This is a genomic window from Oceanobacillus sp. FSL K6-3682 (assembly GCF_037976165.1).
Taxonomy (GTDB): Bacteria; Bacillota; Bacilli; order Bacillales; family Amphibacillaceae; genus Oceanobacillus; species Oceanobacillus sojae.
The window spans coordinates 248,621-267,526 of record NZ_CP150263.1 but is presented as its reverse complement, the minus strand read 5'-3'; the positions used below and the strand labels follow the sequence as shown (position 1 = coordinate 267,526).

The window sequence follows — 18,906 nt, the reverse complement described above, 5'->3', positions numbered from 1 at the left end:
TCTTCACCATCCTTATATGAATCTATCCATGAGCTAGTATAACATAAAACAAAACTTCATTCAGGCGGTTTGCTCTTCAACCGGCTGAATGGTAGTTGAGTTAATCAGGAGATGTAGCGTCCGTTTTTCTCCATTTATATTACCTTTTCTTCTCCCTTCCCAGCCGGAGAAATTACGGACGCTCATGCTGTGATAAAACAAAACTTCATTCAGGCGGTTTGCCTGCTTCATATTGAAAGGATATAAGTCAGCAGCAATACAATCAGAAGACGTCTTTAGGCAATACAGCTTAAGCAAATAAAGAGGCTTAATATCAGCCTCTTCATCTCTACACTTATTAAAAGTTTTAAAACAAAAAGATAATACCTTACTCACTCTCTTCTGTCTGCATTTCTTCCGTAACATATCGCAAAACCCCTTCATAAATGCTGGCTGCCATTTGACGCTGATATGTTTCATCCTTTAACTGCTCACGTTCCGTCACATTTGATAAAAACCCGATTTCTACTAATGCACCGGGTACCTCTGCATGCTTTAATAAGTACATATGATCAATAGCAAGCGGCTGTCTATCCGTGTTTTCCAAATTACGGATAATTTCATCCTGAATCATCGTTGCCAGATGCTCCCCCTCTTCATATTTTGGATAATAGAAGGTCTGGGCGCCATGCCACTGACTGGAAGGCAATGCGTTTAAATGGATGGAAATAAAGAATTCCGGCTCTTTTTCATGAATAAATGCTAATCGATTCCGTATGTCCTCCGACTTCCGGTTAGCTAGACCGCTTGTCCCCTCAGAAGCTAAATCAACATCCTCCTCGCGTGTTAAATAAACCAGCGCGCCGTGCTGCATAAGGTAGGATTGAACCATCTTGGATACTGACAATGCAATATCTTTTTCCACTGTCCCGTCTGAGCCCACGGCTCCTCCATCCGGACCGCCGTGCCCGGGATCAATCACAATAACTTTTCCGTTTAATGGCAATGCCCAGGTGGAATTAGAAGAATTAATTGCTTCCCTTGTGGGATACTGTAATAAGAAAATAAGTAAAAATAAACCTAGAAACCAAAAAGCCAGCTTCTTCTTTTTTGACATATCGCTTCGTTCCTTTCTGGCATAAATTTGTATTGCTTACCGCGATTGGAAATGCAAACTTCAAAGAATACCGTTATTTCAATACTGTTTGATACAGCATGTACAACTTTATAAAAATTAAACAGCAAACTCCTTTTATTTAAAATTTATGGGCTTATTGCTAGGTTTATGACTTATCTTTTCTTGTATGCTAAAATAAAAATAAATGTTTTAAACTATTCCTCATGTGATATTGTATATATAGGAATAATGATTCGGAGGTATAATTATGGCTGATTGGATATTAATTTTATTAGGTATTGGAGCTGTTCTGATTGGATTGGGCTTAATGGCAGTAGCTGGTTTTCTATTCCTAAAGCTTGGAGGAGCCGGCAAGCTCATTGCCAGTGCTCAAAAAACTACGGATCAGTTACCAGAGCAGGTAGAGGGAATTACCTCGCAAATAACGGATGTCCTTAAAACAGGTAACGAAACATTGCAGCAGGTCAATCAACAGATCAAGGAATTATCTCCTTTGTTCTATCTGGTTGGTGACGCTGGACGAGCTACACATAATATGACATCATCTGTACTTAAAACGGCAAATCAATTACAGGAAAAAACAGAAGAAGCTAATCTGACAATAGCAAATAAAAATTTGCAGGGAATTTACGGCTTAGCAACTATCGGTTATTTCCTTGTAAAGCTGAACAAGAAATAATGTCATAAAATAAGAAATCCGCTTGGAACCGAGGTTCCAAGCGGATTTCTTATTTCTCTTCTGCAATTCTATTTTCAACTTCCTGCCGTATCTCCTGAAGCTCTGTTGATTTTTGAAAGCCGTCATGATAAAGACGCTGTTCGAAATCACGGAGACGGGTTAATAATGATGGGTTTTCTTCTAAAGACCGCTTCTTTTTCACATATGCACCTGCAGCCCAGCCTAACGCAGCTCCAACAACTGTAGTGGCAACAATCCCGGCTTTATACGCTTTACTGCTCATGTGTATATGCCCGCTTCTCGCGTTTTAAATCTCTTTTTTTCTTTAACCAATAATAACCAAGAGCAACTCCACCATATACACCGCCTAAGTTATTTTTACCTGAAACTTCCTGACCTACCTCTGTTTTTGTTTTCACAGAGCTGGTTACATCTACTAGAGAAGAAGAAAGTTTTCTTGTAGCACTTCCAACATCGCCAACAATATAAAATAGAGGGCTTAATTGCTCCATCTTATCATTTATATCCGCTAAAGCCTGATTACTTTCATGAATAATACTTGTTGTCTCTTTTAAAATGCCATCCAATTGTTCTGGTAATTGCTGAACCGTCTTGTCAACGCCACTTAATACACTTGCTAAGTTATTTAATAAATGACCAATAAAAATAGCTAAAATAACACATGCGACTCCAATAATAATGACGCCAATCCCTATCAATGTCATTTTACTTCCTCCCTCTGCTGAGTGACTTTATTCATTTTACTTGCCTGATAGCTCTTATAAATTTGTATCGCTGCTTCGCTCCAAGTGATACCTTTCATCGCCAGGTTTAATTTTTCTTCGAGTTTACCATCATCCAATGCCTGCCGCTTCACTTTATAAGCCTCGTTTAAGCTCTGAACAGAAGTGCCTACATCCTCTAAAGATCCAAAGACACTGTCTGTTGCCTGCAGTTTTTTGTGCGTATCATCAATTAAATGATTCACCTCTTGCAAAGATGTCGAAATTTCAGGTGTAATATGATTCATTTCCTCTTCCATTTTTACAACTGACCTGCCGAGCGAACGAATATTATAGGAAAGTCGATTTAATGTAAATGCTATATAACAGCAAACGACAGCGAACGCGATGGCAATAAGTAAAAGTCCTACAGAAATAATAGGCATATGTAAAAATCCCCTCCTTTTTCATTGCATGTTCAAAAGGATATAATGAACTTGCCGTTTCTTCCAGGCACTTGCCCGCATTTCTTTTATACATTCATTTTTTACCGGACTTTTTGAACAGCCTCTATAGTCAATATTATACCACCTGCCAAAATAAATAAAACGTTTCTTCTCTATAATATTACAAAAACGCAATCAGACTTATGTTTCAAAGCGAATGCAGCGGTTAATTCCATACAACCCTGTCAATACTCCGATTGCTCATTTCATAGAAAACCCTTAGGGCGAATGCGAATATTAGGACGTTCTATTCACCGTACAAACAGGAATTTTATCATTTCTCCCATCCACCAAGATTATTTCTTTTCATTTTCGGGTATAGAGTTCATATACCATTATCTTTTCCTAAACTTTATGAATATATTTATTCCATTTTTCAGGGAATAGCACTAGAATGGAAAAGGTATAAAAATTTATCATTGGAGGCGACTATGGATATAAAACAATTTGGTAAAGAATTTATGAAACGTTTTTCTGAGAATAATACGACACTACTTGCAGCTGCACTTGCTTATTATTTTCTATTAGCCGTCTTCCCGCTTCTTATCGTTGGCTTTGCAATTATTCCCTATTTTAACATAAGCCCGGACGACGCTGTTGGATTTATTGGATCCATCTTACCGCAAGAATTAGCTTCAACCTTCGAAGAAAATATCGTCAGTCTGGTGGAAACACCCCGTGGCGGATTGTTAACCGTGGGGATTTTAGGTACTATCTGGTCTGCATCAAATGGAATTAATGCATTTATTCAAGTCTCAAACCAGGCGTTTGAAGTGGAAGAGACAAGACCGTTCATTAAGGTGCGCGGAACAGCTGTCCTGTTGACTATCGGATTACTTTTAGCAGCAATTTCATCTATCACTCTGCTTGTTTTCGGTGATGTTATTGTTAATTTCTTAATCTCCTTTGTCGGCATCAGTGAAGGAACAGGACTTATTCTGCAAATATCACGTTTAATCATGGTAATTGTAATTGTTACTGCTATCTTATTGGGATTGTATCGTTTTGCTCCAAATAAGAAGCTTCCTTTCAAGCATATTCTGCCAGGTACATTAACAGCAAGTATTCTATGGTTAGTAAGCTCATTTGCTTTTTCTATTTATGTATCTAATTTTGGCAACTACTCAGCTACTTACGGAAGTCTTGGGGGAATTATCATCCTGATGATCTGGTTCTTCTTAACAGGTGTTATCCTCTTGGTAGGGGCCTTGCTAAATAGTATGTATCACCAGAAAAAAGTAGATGATTCCACGGAAGCTAGAGAAGAAACTGCAGCTGGTAAGGAAGAATAATTAAACAAAGCCCTGTCTTTTTATAATGAAGTCAGGGCTTTGTTTTCACTTATAGGAATGTTTCTGCGTCTCTCTAGAAAAAGTCGGCCAGGTATGGATGCTGTTTTTTAGGTAAATACGTGTCCAGCTTTACTATATTATCCAAGTCACCAGAAATAAACGCTTGCTGATATAGCTGCTCCAGCGTTATTTTCCCTAATAAAAGCATTGCTAATTGCTGAATACTCAACGATGCAGTCAAATTCTGTTCTGCCGGATTTTCTGTTTTTTCTATGTGGTGCGTTCCATTTTGAAAATGAATCTGATAAAAACCGCTATTTTCCTCACAAATTTCATCTTTCACTTTAATGGTATAAGTCTCTTCCCTGTCTCCCTGCTTTAAAAATGGATACACCTTTAGAAAAGACTCTACATCTACAATTCTCGTCATAAAATATGGTTTTTGCTCCTGCTTTGCTCTTGGCTCTTCCATAAAAAGCGGAAGTAAATCATCATCTGGGAGCGTCAAGTGTACTTCCTTTGCCATAGAATCATGATTGGAAATAAACTGAAGCAGCCTTTTTTTGCTGTCTGGAGTAATCGCAACCCATTCATCAATATTCATCTTGCTATCTTTTACTTTATAGCGTATATAGCCGTCCACGTTTCCCTTATCATCATAACTAATCGCTGTATTCAGCTCTTTCTTGCTGAAGATTTTATGCTCCCACCAATGATCATCGCGGGCGAGCATACCTGTATACTGCTTCGTATATTCCTGATAAGCTTCCTTTAAAACGGATTCTTCTCCTGCCTTCATGCGTTGTACATTACCATTTATGCCCTTAAACTTTGGTACGCGCTCCATCGGAATTGTAAACTGCATTTCATTGATTGTCATTTCCCAGCCGAATTTTCTGTAGAATGGAACACTGAATGGTGCCAGGTAAGAAACAAGATAGCCTTCTTTTTTCATTTCTCTAATAGCATGGATAAGCAGTTGACGAACAGCACCCTTCCTTCGATATTCAGGCCATGTGGCAACTGAAGAAATGCCCCCAGTTTTTATGATTTTTCCATGAATACGTGTTTCTAATGGAATAAGATGAACCTTGGCAGCCAGATTTTCTCCCTCCAGCCATCCCCATACCGTTTCATGTTTTTTTGCTTCCTTTTTCTTTTCTATTTCTTCCGGTGCAGGTGTAAATTGAAAGGCAAAAGCGGATAACTCATAAATTTCATCATTTGTGATTGGAATCTGTTGAATCATAACCATCCTCCTCTTTTCGATAAAACTGACTTACTTCTTCTGTTGCCGGTACAGATCAATCGATTTATACCCTTGAGACAAAATATCAAACATCTGCTGTTTACGCTTAGCACGTGTCTTTTGCTGTTTTGCAGAAAATAAAAAACGAGCCCAGTCTTTTTGATAACCTGGTGTCAAACTTTGATAAAATGAAAGTATATCTGGATCATCAGCTAATAATGCTTCAATATCTTTTATATTTTCAGCTTAATCCGCCACACGCTGACTTGCAGAGACTGTTTTCTTCTTTGTTCGCTGCTCGCGTTTTAAGCCAATAACAGTAAATACATCATCCATACGCACCATACGGGAAAATTTCAAATCACTATGAGGTACATAACCTTCCTCGTCCACCTTCATTGCCGGAAAAATCTCATCCCTGTGGATAGACGTGTTATAGCGCTTATTCCCCTTTTTGGGGTAGGCAAAAAATAAGTAACCCTTTGGAAGCAGTAACTGGCGTTCTATAACTTCCTTTGTATGTACAACCATCTCATCCAGGGTTTCTACAAAAATAAAAATAGCATCATGCTCTTGCTCAAGTGTCTGGTTTTGTCCTGTAAATATATCATAATCTTTTGGCTGATTGATGACAGCCATGTTTTTGTACTTATTGAGATTTAATTTATCTATAATCGCCACTATATTCACTCCCTGCTTCATCCAAATATATCATTGTGCATCACTTTTTACCAAGAAGGCCCGTTAATCCTAAAAAAGCTTTTTTTATTCCTTTTAATTAAATAATGCCTATTCGTTCTTCTCTAATACTAAATGATTCACAATAAACGGTACCAGTGTATTCATCGGGTTAATAATTGTCTTCGATGTTTTTTCTTCAACTTGCTTAGCTGCATCAACCATGGATAATTGAGCAATGGAAATAATTTTATTTTCTTCCTTCACAGCCTGGTCTAAATATTTGTAAATTTTTTGATTGTATTTTCCCTTTAGCCCCCGCATGATCAAGTCAAACGAATTGCCGATAACCGCAACTTCTAAATCTAAAGATTTTTGATGGTAATCAGCATACTGTTTAAGCCGATCTATTGTTCCTTGAATTGTTGCCGGATTTGTAAAAAGAATTTTCTGGGGCTGCTCTATATTAGAGATAAAAGCAAAGAAAGGCTCGTCGATTTTAATAATTGGAACAGAGATAGAAAGCTGATCTTCCTTTAAAACAGCAATATAGTTTGTACAGGTGATAAGGATAGCATCAACATCACATTGAGCAATCCACTCTATTTGTTCATTCACTCTATTTTGAGCATCTGCTTCTTGAAATTTTTCATCTGAAGTAACTCGATGCATTAATCCTGGATCAGTAAAATGAATCAATTCAATATCATACGCGGAAAATGCCTCATCTATATATCCTATATTTGAATAATGAGCATGTAAGCAGCCTAATCTTTTTCTCAAATTTACCCCATCCCCAACAGATACTTTAAATATAGCTTACAAACTTCTTTCTCACTTATAAAAAAATCCCAGAATCAAAGCTATTTGATTCCAGGACATTCTTTCATTATCAAACACAAGAAACTTTTCTTACATGGCCATTAAAACCATTGAGAGTGGAAGACACCATCTTTATCTTTACGTTCATACGTATGCGCACCAAAGTAATCACGCTGTGCCTGGATTAAGTTAGCAGGCAGATTCTCTGAACGATAGCTGTCATAATAAGCAATTGCACTTGCAAATGTCGGTACTGCCACCCCATGCTGAACTGCTAAAGAAACAACCTTACGAAGAGAAGCTTGGTATCCTTCTACAATTTCTTTGAAATAAGGATCAAGCATAAGGTTTGGTAAATCCTCCTCACGATCATAGGCATCTTTGATTTTTTGCAGGAAGTTTGCACGGATAATACATCCGCCGCGCCAAATCATTGCGATATCACCATATTTCAAGTTCCAGTTATTTGCTTCAGAAGCCGCACGCATTTGTGCAAAGCCTTGTGCGTAAGAAACAATTTTACTCATGTAAAGTGCCTGCCGGATTGCTTCGATAAGCTCTTCCTTGCTCTCTGATACTTCTGCTTTAGCAGGGCCGGAGAGTACTTTGCTTGCATTTACACGTTCTTCTTTTAAGGAAGAAATAAAACGGGCAAACACGGACTCTGTAATTAATGGAAGTGGTACACCTAAGTCCAGTGCGTTTTTGCTTGTCCATTTTCCAGTACCTTTTTGTCCTGCTTTATCAAGAATCACTTCAACCAACGGCTTCCCGGTTTCATCATCGACTTTCGTGAAAATATCTGCAGTAATTTCAATCAGGAAGCTGTCCAGCTCTCCTTTATTCCATTCTTTAAATACTTCATGCAGCTCTTTTGCATCTAAACCGGCAACATTCTTCATTAGATCATATGCCTCAGCGATCAACTGCATATCTCCATATTCAATACCATTATGAACCATTTTCACAAAATGGCCTGCACCATTTGGTCCAATGTAAGTAACACATGGCTCACCATCTACTTTGGCAGAAATAGCTTCAAAGATTGGTGCAACCAGATCATAAGCTTCTTTTTGTCCGCCAGGCATCATAGAAGGCCCCTTGAGAGCTCCTTCTTCCCCGCCGGATACACCAGTTCCAATGAAATGAATACCCGTTTTATCTAATTCTTCGTTACGGCGCATTGTATCTTCATAGAGGGTGTTTCCACCATCAATTAAGACATCGCCATCCTCTAAATATGGCTGCAGGGATGCGATAGTTGCATCTGTTGCAGGGCCAGCTTTCACCATAAGCATAATTCTGCGGGGCTTCTCAAGTGATTGAACGAAATCTTCAATTGTTTTTGCACCATAGAAGTTTTTTCCTTTTGCTTCGTTTTCCATAAAGTGTTCTGTCTTTTCATAGGTGCGGTTAAAAACAGAAACCGCAAAGCCTCGGCTCTCTATATTTAATGCAATATTTTTTCCCATCACGGCTAGACCGATAACACCAATTTCCTGCTTCATATATACTCTTTCCTCTCTGCCTAAAAAATTTAAATTGAATCTTTTCTTATTATAACGGATTTCTTCTGTAGAAACCAACCCTCACGTTTTCTTTTCTTAATAATGAGATAAGTCAGACGAATCAACATGCCAATTCAGACTATACTAGGTTGCTCAAAATTCATAAAAAAATCACCAATCCGCAGCATCACATCAGACTGCGAATTGATGATTTTTTATTCAGATCCTAATCCTTCAGCATCCACAAGGGCCTTGGGGTGGGCAAGGATGATGCGGTTTTCCGCACATAACATGCTGTTCTTTAATATCATTTACAACAGATTCTGTATGAGGAAAATAGTGTTTGTGTGTTGTCATATGTTTGTTAACATTTGTAGTATGACTAGGATGGATATGCTTTACCTCAGTATTAGAAACGTTTGTTTTTACGTATTGCTTTGTTGGAGACACTTGTGTCGGACCTTGTTGCGTAGGTGATACTTGTGGAGCACAAAATTCCGGTTGCATTTGTTGCTGCGGCATTTGCTGCATTGGCATTTGCTGTGACATATTATTGCAATTCCCTTTCATAGAAGCTCCTTGTACCTGTTGGTTCCCCCAGCCTTGATTGAATTGTCCTTGATGATGTTTACTACCTCTCACCGTAAAGGACCTCCTTTCCATTTCTTTAATCTTTCTCTATAGACTATGTACACTCATCATAGTCGGTTTGATATAAAGACCTATTTTTCAGGAATTTCTCCTCTATTCTTATCCATCAAAAAGTCCCTGACAGACGGTAACCCGATTGCCAGGGTATTTTTGATGGGCAGCTTTTTTAAAATACAAACTTACCTTAAAGCATTATTTTTAACAAGGAGCCTTTAAGGTTATTCAAATACTATTTAATCTCATCACTTTTTCAACTGTGCCTCTTTGATAATTACTCCACTTTTCGGAACCGGCGGAATATCATTCATTTCATAGCTTAAATCCTGCTCTGTAAATTCAAAAGAAAGGTTGTTCACGAAAAAATCCAGTGTTGTTTTTAATACATCTATTGTCATCCACTCACCGGCACAACGATGACCGATATTAAATTCTCCTCCACCTTGTGGAATAAAGTTAAACGGCGATTCCTTCCATGCTTGAAATCGTTCTGGTTGAAAGCTATCCGGTCTATCCCAAATATCCGGGTCGTGATTTGTACCGTATAAATCTAATAAGGTTAATGTTCCTTCTTCAAAAGTATATCCATTCCAGTTGAAATCTTCTTTAACTCGCGCAGGAGCAACAGGGAAAAATGGATAGAATCGTCTTACTTCCTGAATAAAATGCTGTATGTCTTCCTCTGAAGCCAATTTTTCCACTTCCTCCGGGTAATCATGAACAGCCAGAAGAACAAAATCAATATACACAGCAATTGCTGTAATTGGGCGCAATAAATTTAATAATTCGACTGCAGCGATTTGAACATCAAGTAATTCACCATCTAAATCACGATGCATTGCAAAATGGTATACCGGGCTATCCTTACTGACCTCTGCAGATTTTTTGCGTATTCTCTCTAACAAGCCCGCTATCCGTTCCTCTGCTTTGGCCCTCGAGCTTCTTGCCTGCCAATGATTCCATCCAACTGTCCCGGCTTCTTCAAACATGTCACTTAATTGATCAGCCCATTCCGGCACATCCGCTTCTTGATAAGGTACTCCCGTCCAGCGTAAGGCGGCTTGCGTTAATATATGTTTTGCCGCTTGATAAATTTGTATTTCCGTATTGGAATGTTGTTTTATTTCCCTCTCCCATTCTTCCCGAATAATAGCAGACATCTCTTCCAGACCTGCCTTTGTCATAAGCGACATAAACATAGCTTTTCGATGGTGATGTTCTGCACCGTCTAATCCTTGAACTCCCCCTTCTCCAAATAATGTCTTTTGAATCCGGCCAGGGGTGGCATCTTTCCGGGAGAACCTGGTATTATCATAAAAAAGCTCTGCCTCTTTCTCACCTACCATACAAATGGTTTTTTCACCTAGAAGTCTTGTTTCAAATATACGTGATTCAAATTTATCCGAGCGATTGGTTACAAAACGATACCCTTCATCTAAAAGCTTCAGCGTATGATCCAGACCTTTGTCTTTTGGCATATGTGTCTCCGACATTTTAATTCACCCTCCATAAATAATATCTCTTAATATTATCGTTCCTTTTTTATTTCCAACTTAAACAAAAAAACCGGAGTCTGGTTTAACAAGTTCCAATCCTGTAAAATAACTGCCTTAATTAGAAAGTAAATAAAGCAGAACAAAAGAAATTAGATTAATTACATTCACACTTGGGAAACTATATACAAGGAAGGTTAAAATTTAGTCAGTTACTGGAGTGATAAGAATGGAATTTTTAACAGGATACTTACCAATCATGATTGGTATTGGTGCTATTCTATTTCTAATAAGTATATTTTTAAAAGAGAAGCGAATCGTACCGCCAATGGTTGTCAGCTCACTCAGTTTGATTTGTATATTCCTCAGTTATTTCTTTGAGGGAAGAGAGGAATCTCTTATAGGTGATATAAGTCTGGCTGCTTTTATCAGCTCCACAGCTGTTCTTATACTGATGGTGATTATTTCCTGGACTCGTACACATCCAAAAAATAAATAATTATTTAAACCTAAAAAAGGCTGCCTCCTCTTGTACACGAGAAGGCAGCCCTTAAATAATTGTTCAAGAAAATTGATTTCATATCACTGATTCCATTTTTTGATTAAATCGTTTAGCTATTTCTTTTCCAATTTCAATTGAGCATGTAGCAGCAGGAGATGGAGCATTCAATACATGCAGACTGTACGCATTTTCTTCAAAATAAAAATCATCCAGCATAGTCCCGTCAGGCTTCATTGCTTGTGCGCGGACTCCAGCTTCCATCGGCCTGATATCCTCTGCATTTAATGAAGGTATTAATTTTTGCGCTTCCTTTACAAATGCTTTTTTACTAAATGAACGATAGTATTCACCGACAGCTTCCCTGATATTTTTTAAGCCCATTCGATAAAGACCGGGGAAGGTGAGGATTTGCGATGTTTCTTTTAAATTAAAACCGATTTTTTGATACGCTTCTTTTTTAAACCCAAGCACTGCATTAGGTCCGACGTCTACCCCGCCGCTAATCATATTTGTAAAATGCACGCCTAAAAATGGTAAATCAGGATTGGGTACCGGATAAATAAGTGTCTCTACATAATGTTCAATACGTTCATCTAATTCAAAATACTCGCCTCGAAATGGAATAATTTGAACATCTGTCTTGATATTAGCCATGCGTGCCAGTTTATCACTATATAACCCGGCACAATTAATCAAATAATCTGCTTCATACTTCTCCTGGCTGGTTACTACAGTTATTATCTCTTTCTCAATTTGTATATCTTTTACTTCATTATGTAAACGCAGTTCCCCGCCATTCTCTACGAAAAGCTCTCCATACTTCTCAGTAACCTTTTTAAAATCAACGATTCCTGTATTTTTAACATGTATTCCGCCGACTGTATTTACAAATGGTTCTATTTCTTTAACCTCATCACTGTTTAAGAGCTCTACATCTAAACCATTTTCTATTCCTCTTTCATATAACTTATTCATATTTGCGATCTGAGACTCGTCGGTAGCCACAATCACCTTGCCGCATTGATTGTACTTTATATCATGTGTATCGCAGAATTCTACCATCGACTTGGAGCCATTCCGGGCAAATCTTGCTTTATAGGACCCCGGTTTGTAATAGATTCCTGAATGAATCACACCGCTATTATGTCCCGTCTGATGCTTCGCCACCTCTGTTTCTTTATCTACAACAACAATTTTTTTATCCTGATGGATTTTTGATAGCTGATAAGCAGTGCTTAAGCCAATAATTCCTGCTCCAACAATTAGGACATCTACCTTCATTTTACCCCCTCCTGTCTTTTGCCAATTTTTAAATACCACAAGCCTCCGCAACCACTTCCACAATATGCTTTACGGAAATTTCATCAGATAAGCCCTCTCGTTCTACACCTAACTGCATTTGAATATGACAGCCGGGATTGGAAGTAATAATTAATTCGGGCCTTGCCACTTTGACATTTTTCATCTTCATATCTAAAATTTGCATGGATTCCTCGAAGTGCAGGATATTATAAATTCCTGCTGATCCGCAACAGAGCGCTTTATCCTTTAGCTCTATATAGTTTAAGCCAGGAATGCTTTTAATTATTTTTAACGGATCCTCAAACACCTGCTGAACATTTTCCAAATGACATGACGGCTGAAATATGGCATTCTTAGAAACTTCATATTGAAAATTCAAATCCACTATTGCCATCATCTCGGAAATGTCTCTAATCTTTGCCGTAAAATTTACCGCCCGTCGGTGCCACTCTGTACCTTCCTTGAATAGCTTAGGATATTCTTTTAACGTCGCTCCGCATCCACCAATCGTATTTACAATATAATCAAAGTCATATGCTTCATACGCTTCAATATTTTTCTTCGCCAGCTCTACTGTCTGATTATGCTCGCCTGCATGATGCTGCAGGGCACCACAGCATGCTTGCGATGGAATGTTCGTCACTTCCATTCCGTGTCTGCTCAATATTTTGACAGCCAAATCATTAATACGATTGAAAAATACATCCATAATACAGCCTTGAAAGAAACCGACCTGAATTGCCGATTTTCTAAATGGATTGGGCGGATTCTTCAAACGTCTGCTCAACCGTACATCTGGCATTGCTTTATTTAGATCACGATATTTCTTCATTGGCTTCAGAAGATTACGACGATTAATCAGACGTTTCACTCCTGAAATTTGATAGGCATATAATCCTTTGTTTACCAGTCTCAGAATCTGTTTGTTCTTAAGAACCACTTTAAATGCAGCCCTTCTTACACCCTTTTCAAAGATCCCCATTTTTTTATTATCTTTCAATACCTCGACTGCTGACATCAGGATGTCTCCATAGCGGACATTCGTTGGGCAGACTGTCTCACAGGCCCGGCAGCCCAGACATAAATCGATACCTTCCCGCATATCCTCTATACCAATCTTCCCCTCGGCAGCCATCTTCACCAAATTGATACGGCCTCTTGGAGAATGCTTTTCCTTTTTGAAAGCCAGATAAGTAGGACATGCAGGCAGGCAATAGCCGCATTGCACACAGTCAAAAGTCGCCTGATAATCTAACTTTTCAATCAATGTTTCAGTCATTTTTTAACACTAACCTTTTCTCTCCCGCTTCCGGGAATATTTTTCCTGGATTCAAGATATTCTTCGGATCAAGCGCTTGTTTAATTGCCTTTTGAAACAGCATACCTGCTTCTCCAACTTCTACAGGGAAGAAAGGTTTTTTCATCGTCCCGATTCCATGCTCACCCGATAACGTTCCGCCTAATTCAATCGCATAACGAAAAATTTCTTCTACTGCATCTTCCACCTTGGAAACTTCTTCTGCATCCCGCATATTGGTATTAATTGTTGGATGAAGGTTGCCGTCTCCCGCATGTCCAAATACAACAATATTCAGATTATACTTTTTCTTCACTTCATCAATTTTCCGAAACATGTCCGGAATCTTGCTAAGGGGAACAGTGGCATCCTCTGATATTTTGGTATAACCGCTTTGGACAATTGCAGGTGAAACTAGTTTCCTCACTTGCCATAGCCTTGCTTCTTCCTCTTTGGTTTTCGCAATCTGCACATTATCTACTTCAATTTCTAAAAGTGCACGCTGAATAACATTTAATTCCTTTGTCAGCGCATCTGGATCTCCGTCCACTTCCACAAGCAGGATTGCTGCAGCTGTTCTAGGTAAATGAAGCCTGGCGTAGTCTTCCACTTTATTTATCGCATTCTGATCAAGGATTTCCATTTTAGATGGTCTTACACCAGATGTTAATATCTTGGAAATAGATTTCCCTGCTGTATATAAGTCATCAAATATAACCATTGCTGTTTTCGTATCCATAGGCTTCGGAATCAGTCTTAATGTTGCTTCTGTAATAATGCCAAGCGTCCCCTCTGAGCCTATTAACAGCTTCGTTAAGTCATAGCCAGTTACATTTTTTACAGTGTTCCCCCCTGTGCGAATGATCTCTCCCTCAGCAGTAACAACTTCCAGACCTAATACAAAGTCCTTTGTCACACCATACTTTACACCGCGGGGGCCACCTGCATTTTCTGCTAAATTCCCTCCAATTGTACAAATAGAAGAAGAGGAAGGATCGGGAGGGTACATTAAATTATGCTCCTCCGCTAGTTGATGAATATCTCCTGTTTTCACACCAGGACTTGCTTTAATTAATAAATCATCCGGGAATATTTCCAGATATTGATTCCATTGTGAAAAATCCATCACAATCCCGGCATGTACAGGCAACGGCCCTCCAGAAAGACTTGTACTCGCTCCTCTAGGATAAATAGGGATTTCATAAGTATTAGCCAATTGGATGATTTCCCGCACTTCTTCCGCCGACATCACCTGAACAACATAGTCAGGCATATATTGGCCAAAGGATGCATCATACCCATAGGACACACGCTCATCAATATCTGTCAGCAGCCGGTCTCCTACGATTTCCGATAATTTTTCTATTATTTTTTCTTTCATCACTAAACCCACCTATATTCTGTCGTCACCTAATTTCCTGCGCATGTTTTGCAGATGTAATCTCATTGCTTCTTTTGCTTCGGCTGCATTTTGAGATTTTATTGCCAGATAGATACGCTCATGCTCACTATAAACTTCTTCTCTTTTTCTGGGTTTACCTACATTAAGCTTCAGTGAATACTCCAAAGCATTTCTGTGCACACGCTCTAAGTTTTGAAAGGTTTGGATAATATAATTATTTTCTGTCGATTGAATAATTGCTTTATGAAAATTATAATCGGCCTTTAACCCAATCGAATATTCATTACTTGTAATTTCTTCAAAATCCTTCAGCGCCAGCTCAATTTCCAGAAGTGCTTTTGGCGTCCGTCTCGCTGCACTGAATCCCGTTGCTTCTACTTCCAGCAGTGCTCTCATTTCCAAAAGATCAAATAACTCTTTTTTTGTAAATTCGCCATACGTATACGCCTTAAATTCATCTGCTGCATCCAGACGCTTGACATAGCTCCCTTTTCCCTGCATAGACTCTACATATCCTACAGAGACCAGCTTACTGATTGCTTCACGAATTGGGACTCTGCTGACATCAAAATATTTTGCCAGTTCATTCTCAGAAGGCAGCTTTTGTCCTTCTGAGTATTCGCCGGTTTTGATCATATTTTCTAACTGGGAAAAAATAATATCAGATAACTTTTCTTTTTTAAACGGTTTCATTCCATCATCCTGCCTCCAAGAGCCGCCTGCTTCTTATAAAATGGAAAGTAAGAACTAATGCAAATAATGCTAATCCAATAATGTCTAATAATTGATTCGTTGAAATCAATAAGAAGGCTACTCCAATTAATAAGATTCTTTCTACTATATTTAATTTTACTCGAATATAGTTGCCGAATCCAACCGCGAGTGCATAGACACCAATAACAGCAGATATAAATGCCTGTGCTAATACAAAGTAATTAATTGGGCCGTCATCCGTCTGTAACAGCAGGATTGGATCATACGCAATAATAATTGGAATAATAAAACCAGGTAATGCCAAACGTAAGGCTGTCCAGGCTGTTTGCATCGGATTCGCTTTCGCAATTCCAGCCCCGGTATATGCAGCCAAAGCTACAGGAGGGGTCACATTAGACATTGCACCATAATAAAACACAAAAAAGTGAGCTGCTAACGGATTCACTCCTACCTGAACAAGTGCTGGAGCAGCTGTTACTGCTACCACAATGTATAAAGCCGTCGATGGTAATCCCAAGCTGAGTACAATACAAGTAATCATAACCAGCATTAATATAATAAACAGATTTCCTCCTGCAAGGTCTGCTACATTATAAGCAAGCATGGAACCTACACCACTCATGGATACAACGGCGATAATAATACCTACAGAAGCACAAGCGATAGCAACTTGGACCGAGTTTTTAGCTCCGTCGACAAGTGCTTCAAAAAACTTAGAGATAGTAATTCTGTTCGTTTTATCCTTGGTTAAATAAGAAGTAACAATTGTAGCAATAATTCCGGCAAACCCGGCAAAAATTGCTGTTCTTCCTAATAGAAGCACTCCCATGACAACAACAATAGGCAGAAGTAATGCTCCTCTTTCCAATAACACTTTCTTGATATCTGGAATATTGTCTTTGCTGATACCTTTCAACCCAAGCTTCTTCGCCTCTGTGTCAATTGCAAATACTAAGGCAATAAAATATAGCAGGGATGGCAGAATACTGGCTAAAACAATTGCTGTATAAGGAATCCCCAAAAACCCTGCCATAATAAATGCAGCAGCTCCCATAATAGGCGGCATCAGCATGCCCCCAGTAGAAGCAGCAGCTTCTACTCCACCAGCAAATCTTGGCTTTAGCCCGATACTTTTCATTAACGGGATGGTAAACGCACCCGTTGTTGCCACATTGGCTACAGCACTTCCGTTTAATGATCCTGTCAGCGCACTTGTAATAACAGCAACCTGTGCAGGACCGCCCCGACGCTGCCCGGCAATCGCCAGCGCCAAATCATTAAACAAATTACTTGCACCGCTCACTGTAAGGAATGAACCAAATAAGATAAACAATACTATATAAGTAGAAGCAATGGATAACGTACTGCCAAAAATCCCGTCAGATGTCATGTAAATCCGGTATAGCAGTCTTTCGAATGTAAAGCCTGAATGAGCAAAATCAATAGGGAAATATGCACCATAGACCCCATAAAGCAAAGCTAAGACACTTAAAATCGGAATAAACCAGCCAATAGATCGCCGTGTTATCTCAAACAATATCAAAATACATAAAACTGCAAATACGTAATCTATTGTATTCGCCTGCGAAAGCCGGTCTACATGGAGATTTGTGTATGTTACGGTAATGTAGCCAATTGAAATAATTGATAGGAAAATCATAATAACATCAATCGATGATATTTTCCCGGTCTTATTTTTGTTTGATGGATGCAGTAAAAAACCCATGACAAAAATTAAAATTAAAAATATGGTATTTCTATAAAACTCCTGAATGTTTAAATAGCTGGATGTCAGCAAAACAAAGATAGACAATATAATCCCGACAATAGCAATGATTTTGTTACGCAATGATTTACGGTCTATAACCGGCTCTTCTTTTAAGCTTTTTTCTACATCTACCTTTTTTGCCTGTGCGTTCCCCATTAATTCCCCTCCTCCCTTAACTCTTCTGGCTTAAGATGATCTTCAATCTCTACACCCTGTTCTTCAAAATAGCGGTAAGTACCAGGATGAAGCGGAGTATTCAAACCTTCCAATGCTGTCTCCACCTGCATTTCCCGGGCTGAATTATGAATGTTAATCATGTATTCACGATTTTCAAATAGTATTTTTGTTAAGTTATAAACTAATTCTTCATCCATGTCCGAGGTTGTCACTAATACATTAGGCTGGGCAATTGTTTCTATATCTTCTTCCTGCCTTGGATAGGTACCTGCTTCAATTGTATAGCGGTACCAGGTATTGACGATGCCATTAATATCAGCCATTTGTTCATCAGTAACATCTAAAATGGCTGCATTCAATCCACTTGCATACATATCTGTAATTGCAGACACCGGCACACCTGCCGGAAGAGAGCCGCCATTTAGCCTGCCATCTCTCATTGAAGAAATGGTATCGTCATATCCAAGGTATTCTGTTCTAATATCACTTTTATCAAGTCCTATACCCTCCATCATTGTTACTGTAGACTGCTCTGTTCCACTTGCCTGAGGGCCGACAGAGAATGACCTCCCATCGATATCAGAGATATCACCTGACTCTACGAAATTCTCCATTAATACAAAGTGTTCTACATTTGGCCAAATCATCCCTACAGCACGAAGCTCCTCATACTGATTTCCTTCATAAATACCGCTTCCTTCTGCCGCCTGTGTAGAGAGCAACCCCTGGAGTATAGCAAAATCAGCTTCTCCGTTTCGGAGTAAATCAATATTCTCTACAGAACCCGCCGATGCCTGCCCATTAAATTTTATGTTCTCATCCCGGTAATGTTCTGTCCAAAGCTGCCCCATTCCAACACCAATCGGATAATATGTACCTCCAGTAGTTCCTGTTGCTATGTTGTAAATTTCTTTCTTCTCAAAATTACATCCGGATAAAACAAAGGTAAAAATAAGTACTGCAAATAAAAATATCTTACTGCCCTTCATTCAAACACCTCTTTGTATGCGCTTTCAAGTTAACTTGTAAT

At 38.8% G+C, this 18,906-nt stretch carries 19 protein-coding genes and 1 pseudogene; 3 read left to right on the top strand and 17 right to left on the bottom strand.

The window, feature by feature from the left end; all coding sequences use genetic code 11:
- Positions 1-60: 60 nt before the first annotated feature.
- On the bottom strand, positions 61-375 hold the full coding sequence (locus MHH51_RS01405) for a hypothetical protein (protein ID WP_147211444.1): 315 nt from the start codon (positions 373-375) through the stop codon (positions 61-63).
- Positions 368-1,096 (bottom strand): N-acetylmuramoyl-L-alanine amidase CwlD, encoded by a 729-nt coding sequence (gene cwlD / locus MHH51_RS01400; RefSeq protein WP_339284104.1) that lies wholly within the window; start codon positions 1,094-1,096, stop codon positions 368-370. The genes MHH51_RS01405 and cwlD overlap by 8 nt, the downstream gene beginning before the upstream one ends.
- A 268-nt stretch (positions 1,097-1,364) precedes the next feature.
- Between cwlD and MHH51_RS01395 the strand changes: the two genes are divergently transcribed.
- A complete protein-coding gene (locus MHH51_RS01395) occupies positions 1,365-1,796 on the top strand; it encodes a DUF948 domain-containing protein (protein WP_147211446.1) in 432 nt (143 codons plus the stop codon).
- A gap of 49 nt (positions 1,797-1,845) precedes the next feature.
- On the opposite strand, the gene MHH51_RS01390 is transcribed toward MHH51_RS01395, so the two are convergent.
- From MHH51_RS01390 to MHH51_RS01380, 3 genes are read right to left on the bottom strand one after another with little or no spacing between them, the layout of a single operon-like run.
- Positions 1,846-2,079, bottom strand: coding sequence for a hypothetical protein (locus tag MHH51_RS01390; protein WP_156988065.1), 234 nt, complete (start codon positions 2,077-2,079; stop codon positions 1,846-1,848).
- Positions 2,069-2,521, bottom strand: coding sequence for a DUF948 domain-containing protein (locus tag MHH51_RS01385; protein ID WP_147211448.1), 453 nt, complete (start codon positions 2,519-2,521; stop codon positions 2,069-2,071). Before MHH51_RS01385 ends, MHH51_RS01390 begins: the two co-directional genes overlap by 11 nt.
- On the bottom strand, positions 2,518-2,964 hold the full coding sequence (locus tag MHH51_RS01380; protein WP_339284102.1) for a DUF948 domain-containing protein: 447 nt from the start codon (positions 2,962-2,964) through the stop codon (positions 2,518-2,520). Before MHH51_RS01380 ends, MHH51_RS01385 begins: the two co-directional genes overlap by 4 nt.
- A 491-nt stretch (positions 2,965-3,455) precedes the next feature.
- Between MHH51_RS01380 and MHH51_RS01375 the strand changes: the two genes are divergently transcribed.
- Entirely contained in the window at positions 3,456-4,316 is an 861-nt protein-coding gene (locus tag MHH51_RS01375; protein ID WP_147211450.1) for a YihY/virulence factor BrkB family protein, read from the top strand.
- Positions 4,317-4,389: 73 nt separating this feature from the next.
- Here the strand turns inward: MHH51_RS01375 and MHH51_RS01370 are convergent, their stop codons facing one another.
- From MHH51_RS01370 to MHH51_RS01345, 6 genes and pseudogenes are all read right to left on the bottom strand, one after another.
- Positions 4,390-5,565 carry a GNAT family N-acetyltransferase gene (locus tag MHH51_RS01370; protein WP_147211451.1) on the bottom strand — a complete coding sequence of 392 codons (1,176 nt, stop codon included), beginning with the start codon at positions 5,563-5,565 and terminating at the stop codon, positions 4,390-4,392.
- A gap of 30 nt (positions 5,566-5,595) precedes the next feature.
- A pseudogene (locus MHH51_RS01365) lies at positions 5,596-6,246 on the bottom strand (YdeI/OmpD-associated family protein).
- Between the two features lie 108 nt (positions 6,247-6,354).
- The gene (locus tag MHH51_RS01360) at positions 6,355-7,026 is read right to left on the bottom strand and encodes a hypothetical protein (RefSeq protein WP_339284099.1); all 672 of its coding nucleotides are present in this window, start codon (positions 7,024-7,026) and stop codon (positions 6,355-6,357) included.
- A 140-nt stretch (positions 7,027-7,166) separates the two neighbouring features.
- Positions 7,167-8,573: an NADP-dependent phosphogluconate dehydrogenase gene (gene gndA / locus MHH51_RS01355; RefSeq protein WP_147211454.1), complete on the bottom strand. Its 1,407-nt coding sequence runs from the start codon at positions 8,571-8,573 to the stop codon at positions 7,167-7,169.
- Between the two features lie 234 nt (positions 8,574-8,807).
- Complete coding sequence (locus MHH51_RS01350) at positions 8,808-9,080, bottom strand: CotD family spore coat protein (protein WP_040985158.1); 273 nt, start codon at positions 9,078-9,080, stop codon at positions 8,808-8,810.
- A gap of 386 nt (positions 9,081-9,466) precedes the next feature.
- A complete protein-coding gene (locus MHH51_RS01345; protein WP_339284097.1) occupies positions 9,467-10,714 on the bottom strand; it encodes a cytochrome P450 in 1,248 nt (415 codons plus the stop codon).
- 229 nt (positions 10,715-10,943) lie between these two features.
- Here MHH51_RS01345 and MHH51_RS01340 point away from each other — a divergent pair, with 229 nt between their 5' ends.
- Complete coding sequence (locus MHH51_RS01340; RefSeq protein WP_147211456.1) at positions 10,944-11,213, top strand: hypothetical protein; 270 nt, start codon at positions 10,944-10,946, stop codon at positions 11,211-11,213.
- A gap of 78 nt (positions 11,214-11,291) precedes the next feature.
- On the opposite strand, the gene lhgO is transcribed toward MHH51_RS01340, so the two are convergent.
- The 6 genes from lhgO to MHH51_RS01310 are packed head-to-tail and all read right to left on the bottom strand — an operon-like array spanning position 11,292 to position 18,865.
- Positions 11,292-12,497 (bottom strand): L-2-hydroxyglutarate oxidase, encoded by a 1,206-nt coding sequence (lhgO, locus tag MHH51_RS01335; RefSeq protein ID WP_147211457.1) that lies wholly within the window; start codon positions 12,495-12,497, stop codon positions 11,292-11,294.
- A 28-nt stretch (positions 12,498-12,525) separates the two neighbouring features.
- Entirely contained in the window at positions 12,526-13,797 is a 1,272-nt protein-coding gene (locus MHH51_RS01330) for a (Fe-S)-binding protein (protein WP_339284094.1), read from the bottom strand.
- A complete protein-coding gene (locus tag MHH51_RS01325; RefSeq protein WP_147211459.1) occupies positions 13,790-15,196 on the bottom strand; it encodes an FAD-linked oxidase C-terminal domain-containing protein in 1,407 nt (468 codons plus the stop codon). Before MHH51_RS01325 ends, MHH51_RS01330 begins: the two co-directional genes overlap by 8 nt.
- 12 nt (positions 15,197-15,208) lie before the next feature.
- Positions 15,209-15,910, bottom strand: coding sequence for a FadR/GntR family transcriptional regulator (locus MHH51_RS01320; protein WP_147211460.1), 702 nt, complete (start codon positions 15,908-15,910; stop codon positions 15,209-15,211).
- Positions 15,911-15,914: 4 nt separating this feature from the next.
- Positions 15,915-17,855: a TRAP transporter permease gene (locus MHH51_RS01315; RefSeq protein WP_339284092.1), complete on the bottom strand. Its 1,941-nt coding sequence runs from the start codon at positions 17,853-17,855 to the stop codon at positions 15,915-15,917.
- The gene (locus tag MHH51_RS01310) at positions 17,855-18,865 is read right to left on the bottom strand and encodes a TAXI family TRAP transporter solute-binding subunit (RefSeq protein WP_147211462.1); all 1,011 of its coding nucleotides are present in this window, start codon (positions 18,863-18,865) and stop codon (positions 17,855-17,857) included. Before MHH51_RS01310 ends, MHH51_RS01315 begins: the two co-directional genes overlap by 1 nt.
- Positions 18,866-18,906 lie beyond the last annotated feature (41 nt).